The 15,501-nt window shown below is 38.4% G+C and carries 16 protein-coding genes and 1 riboswitch; of the genes, 7 read left to right on the forward strand and 9 right to left on the reverse strand.

Features of this window, described 5'->3' with window-relative positions; genetic code table 11:
- Window positions 1-10: 10 nt before the first annotated feature.
- The gene (locus tag IQI_RS18860; RefSeq protein ID WP_064094213.1) at window positions 11-856 is read left to right on the forward strand and encodes a GNAT family N-acetyltransferase; all 846 of its coding nucleotides are present in this window, start codon (window positions 11-13) and stop codon (window positions 854-856) included.
- A gap of 317 nt (window positions 857-1,173) precedes the next feature.
- Here IQI_RS18860 and IQI_RS18865 read toward each other — a convergent pair whose 3' ends face one another.
- A complete protein-coding gene (locus IQI_RS18865) occupies window positions 1,174-1,566 on the reverse strand; it encodes a hypothetical protein (RefSeq protein ID WP_231893465.1) in 393 nt (130 codons plus the stop codon).
- A gap of 185 nt (window positions 1,567-1,751) precedes the next feature.
- Here IQI_RS18865 and IQI_RS18870 point away from each other — a divergent pair, with 185 nt between their 5' ends.
- Window positions 1,752-4,898 (forward strand): hypothetical protein, encoded by a 3,147-nt coding sequence (locus tag IQI_RS18870; protein WP_082892802.1) that lies wholly within the window; start codon window positions 1,752-1,754, stop codon window positions 4,896-4,898.
- A 170-nt stretch (window positions 4,899-5,068) separates the two neighbouring features.
- Entirely contained in the window at window positions 5,069-6,301 is a 1,233-nt protein-coding gene (locus IQI_RS18875; protein WP_064094215.1) for an aminopeptidase, read from the forward strand.
- Between the two features lie 35 nt (window positions 6,302-6,336).
- On the opposite strand, the gene IQI_RS18880 is transcribed toward IQI_RS18875, so the two are convergent.
- Window positions 6,337-6,924 carry a DUF6944 family repetitive protein gene (locus IQI_RS18880; protein ID WP_156509953.1) on the reverse strand — a complete coding sequence of 196 codons (588 nt, stop codon included), beginning with the start codon at window positions 6,922-6,924 and terminating at the stop codon, window positions 6,337-6,339.
- 158 nt (window positions 6,925-7,082) lie between these two features.
- Here IQI_RS18880 and IQI_RS18885 point away from each other — a divergent pair, with 158 nt between their 5' ends.
- A complete protein-coding gene (locus IQI_RS18885; RefSeq protein WP_064094217.1) occupies window positions 7,083-8,375 on the forward strand; it encodes an MDR family MFS transporter in 1,293 nt (430 codons plus the stop codon).
- 291 nt (window positions 8,376-8,666) lie between these two features.
- Here IQI_RS18885 and IQI_RS21220 read toward each other — a convergent pair whose 3' ends face one another.
- The 3 genes from IQI_RS21220 to IQI_RS20750 all read right to left on the reverse strand — a co-directional run bounded on the left by IQI_RS21220 (window position 8,667) and on the right by IQI_RS20750 (window position 9,736).
- A complete protein-coding gene (locus IQI_RS21220) occupies window positions 8,667-8,792 on the reverse strand; it encodes a hypothetical protein (RefSeq protein ID WP_268874514.1) in 126 nt (41 codons plus the stop codon).
- Between the two features lie 214 nt (window positions 8,793-9,006).
- Window positions 9,007-9,441, reverse strand: coding sequence for a hypothetical protein (locus tag IQI_RS18890; protein ID WP_064094218.1), 435 nt, complete (start codon window positions 9,439-9,441; stop codon window positions 9,007-9,009).
- Window positions 9,442-9,568: 127 nt separating this feature from the next.
- A complete protein-coding gene (locus IQI_RS20750) occupies window positions 9,569-9,736 on the reverse strand; it encodes a hypothetical protein (RefSeq protein ID WP_156509954.1) in 168 nt (55 codons plus the stop codon).
- Window positions 9,737-10,017: 281 nt separating this feature from the next.
- Between IQI_RS20750 and IQI_RS18895 the strand changes: the two genes are divergently transcribed.
- Window positions 10,018-10,308 (forward strand): hypothetical protein, encoded by a 291-nt coding sequence (locus IQI_RS18895; protein ID WP_064094219.1) that lies wholly within the window; start codon window positions 10,018-10,020, stop codon window positions 10,306-10,308.
- A gap of 46 nt (window positions 10,309-10,354) precedes the next feature.
- Here the strand turns inward: IQI_RS18895 and IQI_RS18900 are convergent, their stop codons facing one another.
- The 4 genes from IQI_RS18900 to IQI_RS18915 form a co-directional block, all read right to left on the reverse strand.
- The gene (locus IQI_RS18900) at window positions 10,355-11,005 is read right to left on the reverse strand and encodes a hypothetical protein (protein ID WP_064094220.1); all 651 of its coding nucleotides are present in this window, start codon (window positions 11,003-11,005) and stop codon (window positions 10,355-10,357) included.
- Window positions 10,998-11,546 carry a sigma-70 family RNA polymerase sigma factor gene (locus IQI_RS18905; RefSeq protein WP_064094221.1) on the reverse strand — a complete coding sequence of 183 codons (549 nt, stop codon included), beginning with the start codon at window positions 11,544-11,546 and terminating at the stop codon, window positions 10,998-11,000. Before IQI_RS18905 ends, IQI_RS18900 begins: the two co-directional genes overlap by 8 nt.
- Window positions 11,547-11,976: 430 nt before the next feature.
- Window positions 11,977-12,444 (reverse strand): hypothetical protein, encoded by a 468-nt coding sequence (locus IQI_RS18910; protein WP_064094222.1) that lies wholly within the window; start codon window positions 12,442-12,444, stop codon window positions 11,977-11,979.
- 345 nt (window positions 12,445-12,789) lie between these two features.
- A complete protein-coding gene (locus tag IQI_RS18915; protein ID WP_064094223.1) occupies window positions 12,790-13,395 on the reverse strand; it encodes a YdcF family protein in 606 nt (201 codons plus the stop codon).
- A 315-nt stretch (window positions 13,396-13,710) separates the two neighbouring features.
- Between IQI_RS18915 and IQI_RS20155 the strand changes: the two genes are divergently transcribed.
- Both IQI_RS20155 and IQI_RS18920 read left to right on the forward strand, forming a co-directional pair.
- The gene (locus IQI_RS20155; protein WP_064498969.1) at window positions 13,711-13,839 is read left to right on the forward strand and encodes a DUF2639 domain-containing protein; all 129 of its coding nucleotides are present in this window, start codon (window positions 13,711-13,713) and stop codon (window positions 13,837-13,839) included.
- A gap of 171 nt (window positions 13,840-14,010) precedes the next feature.
- A riboswitch (purine riboswitch) is annotated at window positions 14,011-14,112 on the forward strand.
- Window positions 14,113-14,266: 154 nt separating this feature from the next.
- Entirely contained in the window at window positions 14,267-15,460 is a 1,194-nt protein-coding gene (locus tag IQI_RS18920) for a NupC/NupG family nucleoside CNT transporter (RefSeq protein ID WP_064094224.1), read from the forward strand.
- Window positions 15,461-15,501: the final 41 nt, after the last annotated feature.

Raw genomic sequence — 15,501 nt, forward strand, 5'->3', positions numbered from 1 at the left:
AGTGCTATCATTGATACGAGAATGTAAATTAGAGGATATCGAAACGTTAAATAAATTGGTTAAAGAGGTAGGGACGGACTATGAACCGATCGACCTGGGGGAAGAATTTCGTGATGCCCATCAATTCCTTTTGTATGAAGTAGGTGGAATCCAAGGGTTTGGCTATTCTTCCCTTTATCAGAATGGATTGAACGAAAAAGAGGCGCAGCTGAATCTATTTACCTTGCCAAACAGTAGACGGAACGGAATTGGAACTCTTCTATATCGAGAGCTTCTAGCTTTTCTTCTACCTGAAAACCCTCGTTCTCTAGTTGTATATATAAGAGTCGATCAAGAAGACCCAAGTCCTTTTTATGAAAAACAGGGCTTTAAGAAATGGTGGGGTTCTCCGGAACTAATCTACTTTGGGAAGGGGTTTCCAACTGTTGAGCTGGACTTCATTCCATATGAGGATGAATTTTACGAGAGGTACAGCAAGGTAAAAAACGATTGTTATTACCATATTCAAGTCTCAAATGACATTAAGCCTTATACATATCCACCAAATGAAACAGAACGAGCAGCACTTTTAAAAAGCAAGGAAAATATTTATATCCTTACAAAAGATGACAACCTCGTCGCCTCCGTAACCATTGGTGACGAAACCATCGATAACCTCATGGTCTCTCCTGCCTATCAAGGAAAAGGGCTCGGAAAATGTGCTCTTCAATTTGCAATGAATGCGATGATCGAACGTGGCAATGAGTACATTCGAATATGTTATATGGAGAATAATCAAGGCGCAGAGGAATTATACTATTCTCTAGGCTTCAAGCCTTTACAAAACACTCATGTTTATCGAAAGTTTGTTAAATAATACTCTTGGCTATTTAAGAGGAGAAAGTATTGGTTGATTGCCGTTCCAGATTGATTGCTTTCCGCTGGAGTCGATCAACTTTCTTCAATTATAGATGGTGAGGGGAACAGCGGAGACTCCTCTCGGAAGTACGGGCGTGGCGAGACCCCAGGCTCGGCCGAACGCTAGCTGCAAGCGAAGTGGTTCCCCTCACCATCTAAGCACACATTAGTTGAAAGAGCCATTGGTGGTAGCACTCATATTATCAAACAACGATTTAAGCGTATAAGCTATAAAAAATAGAGCCTGACTTTAATAAGAAAGGCTCTTTTCTTCATTTATCTTTTGCTTTTACTATATTTAAAGGTCATAAACACAAACAGTAAAAAGCTTAGCAATAAAGTACTTCCTCCAACGATGTAAAAGACCATCGTAAAGTTTTGAGGTAGATTGAACGGGTTTAAGTTATACAACCACATTCCGACTGTTAAGCCTATGGATCCAATAATGCTTGTCCATACATGGGCAAAGGCCAGCTTTGAATTCTTCGGTACTTCATATGAGCGATAGTAAGAAGAAAACGCAAACAAGCTTAACCATCCGACAACTAATATATGGGCATGAATGGGTTTAAAGGCATATGATCCTGCCCCTGCCATATGAGATCCCAGAAACGCTCCAATAAATCCATAGATTGCCGACATTCTTAATAGTAGTACATTCCACGCCACTTTGTATCCCCCTTCCCTTTCATCGTTATCCAATCATTATATATCGTTTATTAGTCCTTTGCTATGAATTAACTAGAATGTTAGAGAACGTTCATATTCTATAAAATCAATAGTATTCTTTTTCCACGATCCATTATACAATGAATGGGATTTGAAATTTCTAACAAAAGTATAGGTGATCATTGTTGTTTAAAAAAGCTAGTTTTTTATTGTTACTCCTTCCCTTCCTTCCCATAGCTACTTGGCTTTTAAAGTCTGACACCCCAATCGATATTCTTATTGTTGATAAAACTGTACCTCAGGCAGATTATCGGGAGCATGGAGGACTAGTTTGGCTCTTAAACTATTTAAAAATACAACACCCCGAGAGTGATAAACAGTATCTACAAACAGATTATGCCGGCTATCACCCAGAAAAAAATGATGAAAACAAAATTCAGCCCCTCACTAAGGACAACTTAGATGTCCCTCTTATTTACTTAGCTGATACGTACGGCGTTTACCCGGATCAGCAAGCAGATGATGAACGTGGAAACGAACCTCTGTATGGTGGACTTACAAATGAAGAAGTCACATTGATTCAAAACCAATTGTTCAATCAACCTACAACATTGGTAACGGAATTCAATACGTTAGCAAGCCCTACTTCAAAAAAAGCACGCGTAGAAATGGAAAAGCTACTAGGAGTCGAATGGACAGGATGGATTGGTCGTTATTTTCATGAATTGAATCCAGCTAAAAATGATGAGATTCCTGAATGGCTCATTTCAAACTATGGTTCACCTTGGAGCTTCAACGGCTCAGGAGTCGTCTTTTCTCATGCAAACGGAGACATTGTTGTCCTTGAGGAAGAAAAGCATATTAGTGAAGATTTTGTTTGGATAGAGTTTACTAAAAAGGGCGAGAGTCAATTTGGATTGGATAAAAGTCCTTCCTATCAATATTGGTTTGATATTGTTCAGCCTACTAATGCAGACTCATTAGCTTCCTATCAGATAGATTTAACTGACGAAGGAGAAAATCTGCTTGCAGAACATTCGATTCCCTCCACTTTCCCTGCTGTTACCCATCACATGACAGGGAAATCCGAGGTGTATTATTTTGCAGGAGATTACGTGGATATTGATGATACTCCAGCGTTCTATCATTATAGTGGAATGGATTCGATTCGAAGATGGCTCTCCTATGAACGCAAAGGACATGCCCCCTTCTTCTGGAAAACATATATTCCAATGATGAAAAAGATCATCGAGAACATCGAGAATGATGATATTGCATCTAGTGATGATCCTAAGAAACCTACTGAGCCTTACTACTCCAAAATCAAGGACGATCAATTTCAAGTGTTACAAAAGGGGAAGTGGGAAAACCTCACGATTAAAGGCGTTAACATCGGAATGGGGAAACCCGGGTACTTCCCAGGTGAAACAGCCATCACAAAAGAGGAATACCTTCGTTGGTTCACTCAAATTTCAGAGATGAATGCTAATACAATTCGGGTTTACACCTTACATCCACCTGCTTTCTATCAAGCATTGAAGGAATTTAATGAAGCTCATACAGACAATCCCCTTTATGTTCTTCACGGTATATGGATTGAAGAAGAGCCATTAGAAAAAAACTTAGATGCCTTTCATAAGGAAAGCACAGAGCCATTTAAAGAAGAAATGAAGCGTATGGTGGATGTGATTCATGGAAATGCCAATGTAGAGAAAAAAGCAGGTCATGCAAGTGGTCTTTATTCCGCAGATATTTCTCAATATGTAGCTGGATGGATCATTGGCATTGAGTGGTATCCGTACATGGTAGAAAACACAAACAAACTCCACCATGATATCGGTGATTATAAAGGAACACTGATTTATACCAAGGACGCAAAGCCTTTTGAGCACTGGTTAGGAAGCATGATGGATACCATATTAACCTATGACTATGAACACTATAAAACCTTAAGACCCATAAGCTTTACCAACTGGGTCACAACGGATTTACTGGATCATCCTTTCGAACCACTGGAGCAGGAAGATTTAGTCGGCATTGACCCTAATACTATTTATGTAAATGAGAAGATGGAACCGGGACAGTTTGCTTCCTATCACGTGTATCCTTATTACCCTGACTTCCTTTATCTCGAACCAGAATTAGCACAATATAAGGATAAAAACGGAGAAAGAAACAGCTATGCTGGCTACTTAAATCAACTCCATCAGGCCCATCGTATGCCCATTCTGATTGCTGAATTCGGTGTCCCATCATCAAGAGGAAAAGCCCATGACAACTCTTACGGCTGGAACCAAGGAGCACTAAGTGAAAAAGAACAGGGAGTAATTGACTCGATTCTCTATAAAAACATTATCGATGAAGGCTTACTGGGTGGACTTGTCTTTAGCTGGCAGGATGAATGGTTTAAACGAACGTGGAATACGAAAGATCTCGATGACCCAGAGAGACGCCCCTACTGGTCTAATTCACAAACCAATGAACAACATTTCGGATTACTGAGCTTTGACCGTCAAAAAATAAAAATTGATGGAGAAATAAACGATTGGTCTGATGTTGATTCCTTTTACAGTAACGATTCTACTTTTAAAGATATCCAGGTTACCCACGATGAACGGTATCTCTACCTTCAATTCTCCTTAAAGGAGAGTTTCGATTGGGAAGATACAGACATATTTGGCTATTTTGATACAGCTTCCTTTACTGGGAATGACACGTTTCAAGCAATGCCCATTATGGAGGGGACAGATTTTGTTCTTCATATAAATGGAAAAGAGAATTCAGCCTTATATGTCGATCGTTATTATGATCCTTTTTATTATGAATATGGTGAAAAACTAAAATTTTTACCTCAAGAGAAAAAGCATGGAATCAAGAACTCCGGGTTCTTCAATCCTATTCGACTAGCCCTAAGTAAGCCAATGACTCTTCCTTTAACAGGTGAGAAGCTGCCGTTTCACTATTATGAAACTGGAAAACTCACCTATGGAATTGGAAACCCTGAGGAAAAAGCGTACAATTCCCTTTCTGACTTCTATGTTAACGATAAAACGGGAAATATTGAAGTTCGGATCCCTTGGCTGCTCCTAAATTATCGTGATCCGAGTCAGCATGTCATTATGGATGACCTGTGGAAAAAAGGTCTTGAAGGAGCTGTTGATTCAAAAGGTATCACCATGAGCTTCTCTTTCGGAAAAGGGATGAACAATCAAGAACTTGATACGACACCTCAGCAACTATATGAATGGGACAAATGGGACTTACCTCCTTCAAAGGAACGGTTAAAACAATCGTATTACATTTTACAGGATCTGTTTCATCAATTTGAATAATCTTTTAGAAGTGGAATGATTGGTTCCACTTCTTTTTTTATAGCAGTACAAATACTTTCATCAGACACTGCATACTCTATAAAGATTAAAGTGTAAACACTTGCAAAGCCTGTGCGCACTGATACAATAAGAATGTAATGGAACATTCTGAAAAAAGGAGACTACATAACATGTCAAATTTTCAACAAAATTTAGAAAAGTATGCAAACCTAGCCGTTGAAGTAGGAGTTAATGTACAAAAAGGACAAACACTTGTGATTAACACTTCTATTGATTCAGCAGAATTTGTACGTCTTGTAGTAAAAAAAGCCTATGAAGTAGGAGCAAAGCACGTTTATGTGAATTGGAATGACGATGTTGTTAATCGTACAAAGTATGATCTAGCTCCAGACGAAGCATTCCAAGAGTTCCCTCAATGGAAAGCTAGAGAAGTGGAAGAGCTTGCTGAAGGCGGCGCTGCATTCATGAGCATCGTATCTTCAAGCCCTGACCTGCTAAAAGGAGTAGATCCTGAACGCATCTCAAACTTCCAAAAAGTAGCTGGTCAAGCTATGTCTAAATACCGTCAGTTTATCCAATCAGATAAAGTAAGCTGGTGTGTATTAGCTGCTCCTTCTAAAAACTGGGCTGCAAAAGTATTCCCGGATGCTTCAGAAGAAGAGCAAGTTGACCTTCTATGGGACGCTATCTTCAAAGCTGTTCGTGCTGATCAAGCAGATCCTGTCCAAGCATGGAAGGATCACGATGCAAACCTTCACGAAAAAGTCGAATACCTAAACGACAAAAACTACAAAAAGCTTCACTACACTGCTCCAGGGACGGACCTTACAATCGAACTTCCTAACGGCCACCTTTGGGTTGGAGCTGGAAGTGTAAACGAAGACGGCACAACCTTCATGGCAAATATGCCAACAGAAGAAGTGTTTACGGTTCCTTTAAAAACAGGAGTAAATGGAACGGTTTCAAGCTCAAAGCCACTTAGCTACGGCGGAAACGTCATTGACAACTTTACCATCACTTTTGAAAATGGACGTATCGTTGATGTGAAAGCTGAGGAAGGCGAAGAAATTTTAAAACGTCTTGTTGATACAGATGAAGGCTCACATTATTTAGGAGAAGTCGCATTAGTACCACATAAATCACCTATTTCTCAATCCAATATTCTTTTCTATAACACATTATTCGATGAGAACGCTTCTAATCACCTTGCAATCGGAAGTGCTTATGCATTCTGTATCGAAGGCGGAAAGAAAATGAACAAAGAGGAATTAGAGAAAAATGGCTTAAACAACAGCATCACCCACGTTGATTTCATGATTGGTTCAGACAAAATGAACATCGATGGAATCAAAGAAGACGGAACAACCGAAGCAGTATTCCGCGATGGTGGATGGGCGTTTTAATGAACTATAAGGTGAAGTAACCGATCTCGGTTACTTCACCTTTTTTCAACCCTTGATTCAAACTGCTTCGTCAAAGCAATCGCCGCGATGGTCGCGCCAGCAGCTTGTGCATAGCTTCCAAAGGCTGTAATTTGCAACCCTTTTTCTTTATTGTCATTTAAAATATAGGTTTCACCGGTTGCCTCGATTGCAGCGCCTAGAGATTGAATCGTATTTCCAGCCGTTAGAAGCCTTGAGAATTCCTCATCACTTAAACTCGCTCCATATGCTTCAAAGGCTACTCCAATGGACTGGACCGTGTCTCCGATTACATCAAGTCGCAGTCCCTCTAATTCTTCTCCCGAAAATTGGAGTTCCGCTGCCACCACATTTGTCATGTTCCCTGCCGCTTGAGTCCAATCACCCAAAATCCTAAATGTCTCTCCTTCTGATCCCGAAGACAATTTTGATGCAGCTACCCCTTGCAACGAATTCCCCGTGGCTTCAAACCCGTTGCCTATGGAAACCAAGCGAAACCCTAAGGGCTCCCCTTTTACAACTAATGTTTCCCCGATTGCTGCTATCACGGTTCCAACCACCTGTGTCCACGCCCCAGTTAGTAAAATCAACTCATTGATCAACACCATCCTCCCCCTCTCATTTTTGTTTTACCATAGTTCCATATTCTACAATTAGTTATTAAAAAAAATAATGTAAATTCCAGTAAATCGTTCTTGTCTAATCTCAATTATCAAGCTATGATATTCTAGTTCATCTATCGTTTCAGAGGGGAGGAATATAGATGAGAATTCGAGATTGGGACCGGAATTTAAAGGTTCGTTTATTTGGAGAAGCAGCCATCAATATTACATTTTGGATGTTTTTTCCATTTTTAACGATTTATTTTACAGAATCGTTCGGAAAGCAGACAGCTGGATTACTGTTGGTACTTTCACAAGTATTTGCTGTTGTTGCTAATTTAATGGGTGGTTATTGTGCAGACCGTTTTGGTCGAAAGCGCATGATGGTATTTTCAGCCTTCGGACAAGGCTTTGCTTTCTTAATATTTGGATTAGCAAGCTCACCTTGGCTTGATTCAGCCATGATTGGATTTATCTGTTTTAGTTTAGTAGGAGTATTCGGTTCATTTTATTGGCCAGCGAGTCAGGCAATGGTTGCGGATGTCGTTGATGAAAAAGACCGAAGCCATGTGTTCGCTGTTTTTTATACATCGATTAATATCGCCGTAGTTATTGGACCGATTTTAGGTGGGATCTTCTATGTCCACTACCGCTTCGAGTTATTACTTTCTGCTGCACTGATTTGTATGATGCTAGGCCTTCTCTTATATAAAATGACAAGAGAAACGGCACCAACCGACAAGAGCAAGCTTCTTGTTACAGAAGGTAAAAAGAAGGTTTGGTACAGTGTCATGACGGATCAATTTAAGGATTATGGTGTTATTTTTAAAGACAAAACGTTTTTACTATTCATTTTAGCAGGGATTCTCGTCGGTCAAACCTTTATGCAGTTAGACCTGTTAATACCCGTTTATATTAAAGATGTGATGGATCAAGCCACATTGTTTAGCATAGGAAATTGGTCTTTAACATTAGTAAGTGAACAAGTATTTGGACTCATACTTTCGGAAAATGGATTTTTAGTCGCTTTACTTACCGTCGTCATCACACGATGGATCACGAAGTTCCGCGAGCGAAATGTATTCATATTATCTTCTGTCATTTATGCAATCTCTATCTTTATGTTTGGACAAACAAGCTCCGTTTGGCTGTTTATCATCGCCATGGCCGTGTTTACCTTTGCAGAGCTTATGACAGCAGGAATTCAACAAAGCTTTGTTTCAAAGCTGGCTCCTGACCATATGAGAGGACAATATTTTGCCGCTGCGAGCTTACGCTTTACTATCGCAAGAACGATCGCTCCATTGTCAATTACCCTTTCATTATATGTAGGATACGATTGGACGTTTATCATCTTATCCATTCTTGCTTTAATAAGTGCAGGATTGTTTTTTATTATGTTCGAACGCTTTGAGAAGGAGCAAGCATCGGTGAAGAAAGAAGTGAATAGTTGAAGGTGTGGTGGAAATTGAGTCGTCGTTAGTAGAATCAAGCCGGATTAAGTGATAATCGAGCCGTTTTCTATAACAATCGAGCCAATTTCACGTAAAATCGAGCGAAAATAGTGCGCAATCAAGCCGTTTTCCAACAAATCACAGAAAAGGAATGACCCCCTTGGGGGTCATTCCTTTTCTCTTACTCTATTACAGTCCTAAACCAAAACTATCTTCAGAAGAATGTGTCATTGTTTCTAGACCAAGATCTGTTGAAAGACCAAGGTTTAACTCACGATCAGAAGAATTATCCTATTGAGTGTAGTTTGCATCAGCATTTACACCAAGGTTTGACATTAGTAAAGACTTATCTTCTTCGTCAGAAAATAAGTAACCTAGAGTTGTACCAGTATCGCTGCTACTCCAGCATTTGTGCACTCCTCCTGCTCATTTTCCATTGATTCAACCCAAAGTCCTGCATTTGTGTTAAAAAGTTTTTTTCACTATATATCATTTTTGAATTAACCCTATTTTGTTTAAGTAGTACAGTTATTACAGGTTCTATCACACAACAATAAATAGCACGCAAAAAAAAGCTCAGAGTTTACTGCTGAGCTTTTCTTATTTAGAGGAGTTATAAAGAAGATTTTATTCATTCACAATGATTACTTTCAAAATGCTCCCCTTCGTGAGGGCTTTTACCTTCTGGGGGTGTCCAAACGCTTTGGCAAATATTCTTTTCTACTACCACTGAGTAAGTATAAATCCACCCCTTTTCATTATCGAACTCAACATTTAAGTGATAAGGATTGTATTGTCTTCCTGTTTGACGGCTAATTTCCCACTCTTGATTAGGATATTTTCCCTCAAGATAATCTTCTAGTTGTTCTGCCTTATTGGATACTTGATCATCTATCCAATAAGGGCGAATAGCAAAGAATGAAAGTAATATTACAGTTATTGAGGATGCAATAATTAAACTCAAATTTCTACTCTTTTTTGGCACTAACAATGCGGCTACAAAAATAATTATTATTAAAAAAACAGACATTGTAATTTCTATTACTGATATTGGATGCACTACCATCCTCCATCCCCCTACTGATCAAACTTAAGGTTCATTAATCTTTCCTGTTAACTTGTCAACGAGAACAGAACTAACTCTTACATATCAATAATTTTATTTTTTACTCAGCTAGGAATCCGTTTTTTCCTCAAGTGATTGTCATAAGGAAAGTGGCTCCACAAGTAACAATTAAAGCAATAGGCATGATCAACTGATTCTTTTCCCTTTTTTCTTTCTTTCTTATAACTAGTAGAAACGAAGTGAAACCATATATCATTCCAGCAACCAATATGATCTGCACCATTAGTTCGTTCAAAGAAAGCCCCCCCTGCACTTCAATTTAATTCCAATTATTTCAAATGCTACCCAAACTGACAACCCCCTCTTTCTTTTAAACACAAAAGAAAGTATCAGCTTTAAATAGGAAAATGAGGAAGTATTAAAATTTTAATATTCCTACATGAATGATAGAGGTAGATCCTATTTTCAGGGGTATATTTCTACTAGAAAAGATAATACACTTAACCACAATTAAAATAGTTATAGTATGATTATCATATATAAATGACAATTTATAACAAATGGGAGATGGCTAGAATGAATGATTTCTTTAAGAATTCCGTAAAGTATTTGGTCGCGTCTTCATTGATTCTTTCTGCTGGTGAGGCAGTAGGCGTAACACAGATATTCGCTGCAGAGAATGACGGCTCCAAAGTTATAGAAGACGGAGGCGGTCAGGGAGGAGTCACCTGGGAGGAATCATACCGGAAGACTTCAGGCAGTTATACCATCATCGTGTATAGAAGTGCAAACGGGGGGAACCAGTGGAAAGAAGTCACCTATGATCAGTATGGAAATATCGTAAAGGTCGTATACGGAACATACTAAAAGCAAAAGGATGAAGGGTCACTTAGATCCATCATCTTTTTGCTTTTTATTGAAAGGACTCTGCCACTTTAATCATGTCACGTTTGGATAGGGTGACATCAGATTGTCCAGGCAAGTATTCGATTTCGTATAGGATATCCCCTTCAATCCATGTCAGGCGATTGATCTTCGCAGCACCATCTGATTCATAGTAACTTCCCTTGAATTGCCCTACTTTCACTTCTTCCTGGGACAATGTCAGATTCGTATCCGGATCAAAGGACTGAAAGGTCAGTTTGAGCCTCTGCTTTTCTTTTCCCATCAAGGTAATCATATGCATCGGTCCTATTGTGTCCTCTCTCGTTTTCGTATTGACATTATACACTTCAAAAGGGGCCTTTGTAAGAAACTTGAACTCCTTACCAAGTGATGCCGGTCGGTCAGAAGACTCGTATTGATAGATGGGCGCGCTGGCATTATTTCCGTCAATGAGCCCTAATTGCGTTCCACCAAAATAGACGAAGACAGAAAGGCATGCCACAACGAACAGAAAAGACATTAAAGGAGCAAAGACTGGTCTTTTATTGAAAGAAAACGACTTGGATGAAGACTTCGAATGAATCTCATTTAAGATATTTTCTCTCATCTTATTGGTAAAACCGTGTCCTTTAAAGGTCTCTTCTTTCATTAAACCTCGTAAATGTTTAAGCTCATCCATTCTTATACACCTCGTTTCGTTTAATCGTTGAACCGAGTAATGCCTTCCCTCTTGTCAGTCGGGTCTTCACTGTATTGGTGTTTATATTCATACAGGCACCAATCTCGGAAAGCTTCATTTCTTCAAAATAATATAAAAAGATAATTTCTCGATATTTGATGGGCAGGGATAAGACCTTTTGGATCAGCTCTGAATTCCGTTCTTTTTCAATCACGGTTTGTTCAGGTGCTCCCATCTTTCCTTTGACCATATCATTAATCTTATTGGATATACTGACCATCCTCGTATCCCACCGTCTTAAATAATCCTTACAGTGGTTAACGGCGACGCTGATAATCCATGTTTTAAGGGTAGATTCCTCGCGAAAGGTATCCATCTTTTGATAGAACTTGATGAAAATCTCCTGTGTCAGATCCTCGGCCAGGCTATGCTCCTTCACATAGGAATAGACAATATAATAGACATCATTTCCATATTCCGTCATGGCTTTCTCAAGTAGTCGATCCTTCTCTGATTTAGAAACATTCCTTGGTTGCTCCATTAGCTAAAACTCACCTGCTTTATCTGTATCTCTGTTAATATGACGTATCACTGAGGAAAAAAGTTTGGATTTTTTTACAAATTCATCAAAATACCCTGAGGTTGGTGTTGTAAATAAACCTCTCTTTCAAGTGAACATAATACCAATTATTTCAAAATCGGTCGGCTTGCTCAAGTGAAATTTTCATAAAAAAAGAGGCATATCCTGTTTTGGATAAGCCCTTTCTTCTTAAATAAGGTTATTCTTATATTGGAGGGCAAAAGGATGATAGTCCCTTCTCACAAAGCTGAAGAGAGCTTATAAACCAATTCTACTCTTACTCTCTGGATTCATTTATCCACCCTCTAGAATAAAGAACTTTTATATCTGTTAAACTATAAAAAGGGCACGAATCATGCCCCAATCTCCCCTTAAGTGGAATAACAACTATCTACTTAAATGACTCAGCCACCCTTATCATCGTCTCTTTTGTTACTTCAGTGTCTAACCCAACCGTTTGGTAATTTAAAATATAATAATAGTCTCCCTCGGCCCAGGCTAAGTCAAGACCAGCTCGATCATCTTCTGTAAAAAAACCTTCATTTCCGTTTACCTCAACATCTTCTTTTTTGAACTCTCCATGATATGATACATCTCCAGTGTGTACTCTTAGATTGAATATTTCTCCCTCTTTACCTTTAAACATTACGGGGTAAATGGCAGATTTGTGAGGAGGCAGCTGAAGTTCATAACCATCAACTTCCATCGGAAATTGAGTAGGTAACTTCGGTTGTATTCCTTCATTTTTCAATTCTTTCGATAGCTCTTCATTATTAAAACCTATTAATTCCTGTCCATTATTGCATCCTGCCGTTGCAAACAATAAAACTACCAGTAAAAGCATTGTCATTTTTTTCAAAAAAATCCCCCCCTGTTGTCTAACTTTACGATAAAACGAATAAAAGGTTTCAACAATTTACCTCGAAACTGCTGGTATGTTGTTTTATAACATGAGTCTATTATGCTCTGGCAACCAGTACGTAGTTGATGGTGAGGAGAACTATTTCGCTTTTCGGATGTTCCGCCCATACTTTCGCAGGAGTCTACGCAGTTCCCCCTCACACATCTATAAGAGAATAAGTGACAGAGCTTAATAGTGAAAATACAGTATATAATCGACCACTTTAACCTTAAAAAGGCTTTTATTGAAACAAGTAAGGTATTATACCTTTTCAAAACAACAAATTTTAGCCTTCTGGCATTACTAAAATCTTATGTTTTGGTCTAACAGAGCGCCTTCCTGAACATACTTTATTACCTTTGCACATTCATCCTTCACTCGTTTCCTTCCTATTTCCGTAAGGAACCAGTTATCCTCTCTTGTATTTTGATCTTCAGCTGGACACAAGGTGAAGTGAATCCAATCAGGCATATAGGTTCTTAAGGTTAAATGTACCCTTCTCATATGGTATGAGGTTGTTACTACTAGAATTCTTTTAATGTTGTGTAAGTGAAATTCCCTGTCTAAAACCAATAGTGATGCCAATACATTTTCTAGTGTTTGTAACGATATGGCTTCCGTTAATATATCCTTTTCAGGCACACCCAGTGCAATTGCTTCTTTTTTCAGCTCAAGAGCTTCCGGGAGTTCCTTATCTCGCCATCTAACACCACCGGAGAACAAAATTTTACCCGCTCTTCCTTCTTTATATAATTCAACTGCTTTAGGTAAGCGGTACTGAATCGCCTTGCTGCTGCCTACAACGAAAATACAGTCTCCATTTTCATTATCATCTTCAACCCCGGAGAACAACAGCTTTGTCATTTGATCATTGGAGAGATTTTCAACGTCTAATTTAGATATATACATTTGACACCTCTGGATTATTTTAAATAACTTAATTCCAATTATTTCAAAAAATCACTTTTTAGACAATATGTTATTCCATTTACCTAAATATCCTAAGATATCTCAAATCCCCGCTGCATCACAAGGGAAGATAAACGGATTTAGGTTATAAAAAATTTTCAGAATAGGATGAATGTGAAAAATTCCTTTTCCCCCCTTTTATGACTTAAAAGGAGATGTTACAATGTACAACCGTAAGCAATCTTAACGTAACTCGGAGCACTTCGGGTTAGTCGGAGATTCCAATCAATACTACGCAAAGAAAGGATGTTTTCAATGCATATCGGAAGCAAAGGCTGGTACGTACACGAACTAAAAAAAGCAGGTGTTCGTCACTACGAAGAACGCTATGTTGAATCATACAAAAAACACGTTCTAGCAAACCTATTAGAACGTACAAAATAATAGATACAAAAGAGGGACGGACCTCCCATGGAGGTCCGTCCCTCTTTTATTATCCTTAGATTGAAAATTGATAAAAGTAGGAAAAAAGAAACAATTGTATTTTCCATATTTTCTTTTTAGAAAACTGTTGTTGCACGGCTTTCCTGTGTGGTAAAGTAAAGAACATATTTTAAAAACTTCATACGAATTCCTTATATATCTATGGTGATATGGACCATAAGTCTCTACCTGGCAGCCGTAAATTGCTAGACTATAAGGAAAGTCTTATCTATATACTGACAAAGTGTGTGGAGGCTTTCTTTATGTTGAGTAGAGATTGTCTTCATGCACTTTTTTTAATTGATTTTCAAAGAGGTCTGACATCATACAACATAATTTTCTTTTTATCAGGATTCGTTGAAGGATACATTTTAGGAGGTTTTTTACTGTGAGTTTAATTTATGGCGTTTTATCCCTGTTAGGCGTCCTGTTTCTAGGTTGGCTGTGGAGCAGTAATCGTTCAGCTATTCAGTGGCGTACTGTCATTATAGGAATTTGTATGGAATTCTTACTAGTGTTATTTGTTCTAAAAGTTCCTTTCGGTCAGACTGTTTTGAAAAAAGCAGCCCTAGGGGTTCAGAAAGTCATTGATTTCAGTAATGAAGGAATTATGTTCGTTTTCGGAGGGTTCTTTGATAAAGGAACGAATATTTCTTTCGTTTTTGCCATCAATGTACTTGGTGCTATTATTTTTATTTCTGCTCTTATCTCTGCCCTTTACTATTTGCGAATCATTCCATTCTTTGTGAAATACATTGGAATTGGATTAGGTAAAATTTTAGGAACAACAAAGGTGGAATCCTTCAATGCCATCGGAAATTCATTTCTAGGCCTGGCTGAAGCACCATTATTAATTAAGCCCTATTTAATCAAATTAACCCGTTCTGAACTATTTGCCGTAATGGTTGGTGGAACGGCATCAGCAAGTGGAGCGATTTTAATTGGCTATTCTTTAATGGGAATCGACATGAAATTCCTCCTTCTATCGGTCTTTAGTGTACCGATTGTTTCACTCGTTATTGCAAAAATTATGGAGCCTGAAACAGAGGAATCAAAAACGAATGGAGACATATCTTTAGGAAAAACTACTCACACAAACGTATTCGAAGCGATTTCTGAGGGTGCTTTAAGTGGAACTCAATTAGCCATCAATATCGGTGGATTATTGATCGCCTTTATCGGAATTCTTGCTTTAGTAAACGGTCTGTTAGGTACTGTCGATACAAGTCTATCCACTGTATTTGGTTACTTGTTCTATCCTTTCGCTCTATTAGTTGGAATCCCTATGGATGAAGCATTTCGTGCGGCCTCCATTATTGGAACCAAGCTTTCAGTTAATGAATTTGTAGCCTATAAAGAACTATCGGAAATGATGAATGACCTATCTCCAAAAACGATTGCCATTTTATCAGTAGCTCTTTGTAACTTTGCTAACTTATCTTCTATCGGTCAGTTAATCGTTGGTTTAGGATCACTTGAACCTACTCAACGTCCAACTGTATCTAAGCTTAGTCTTAAAGCAATCGTCGCTGGAACACTGGCTAGTTTCATTACAGCTATTATCATTAGTATATTTCTATAATATTTTCTAATAAGATAGGTTTCTTTCAACGTCATTTAGTG

The sequence above is a fragment of the Rossellomorea aquimaris TF-12 genome (assembly GCF_001648555.1).
Taxonomy (GTDB): domain Bacteria; phylum Bacillota; class Bacilli; order Bacillales; family Bacillaceae_B; genus Rossellomorea; species Rossellomorea aquimaris.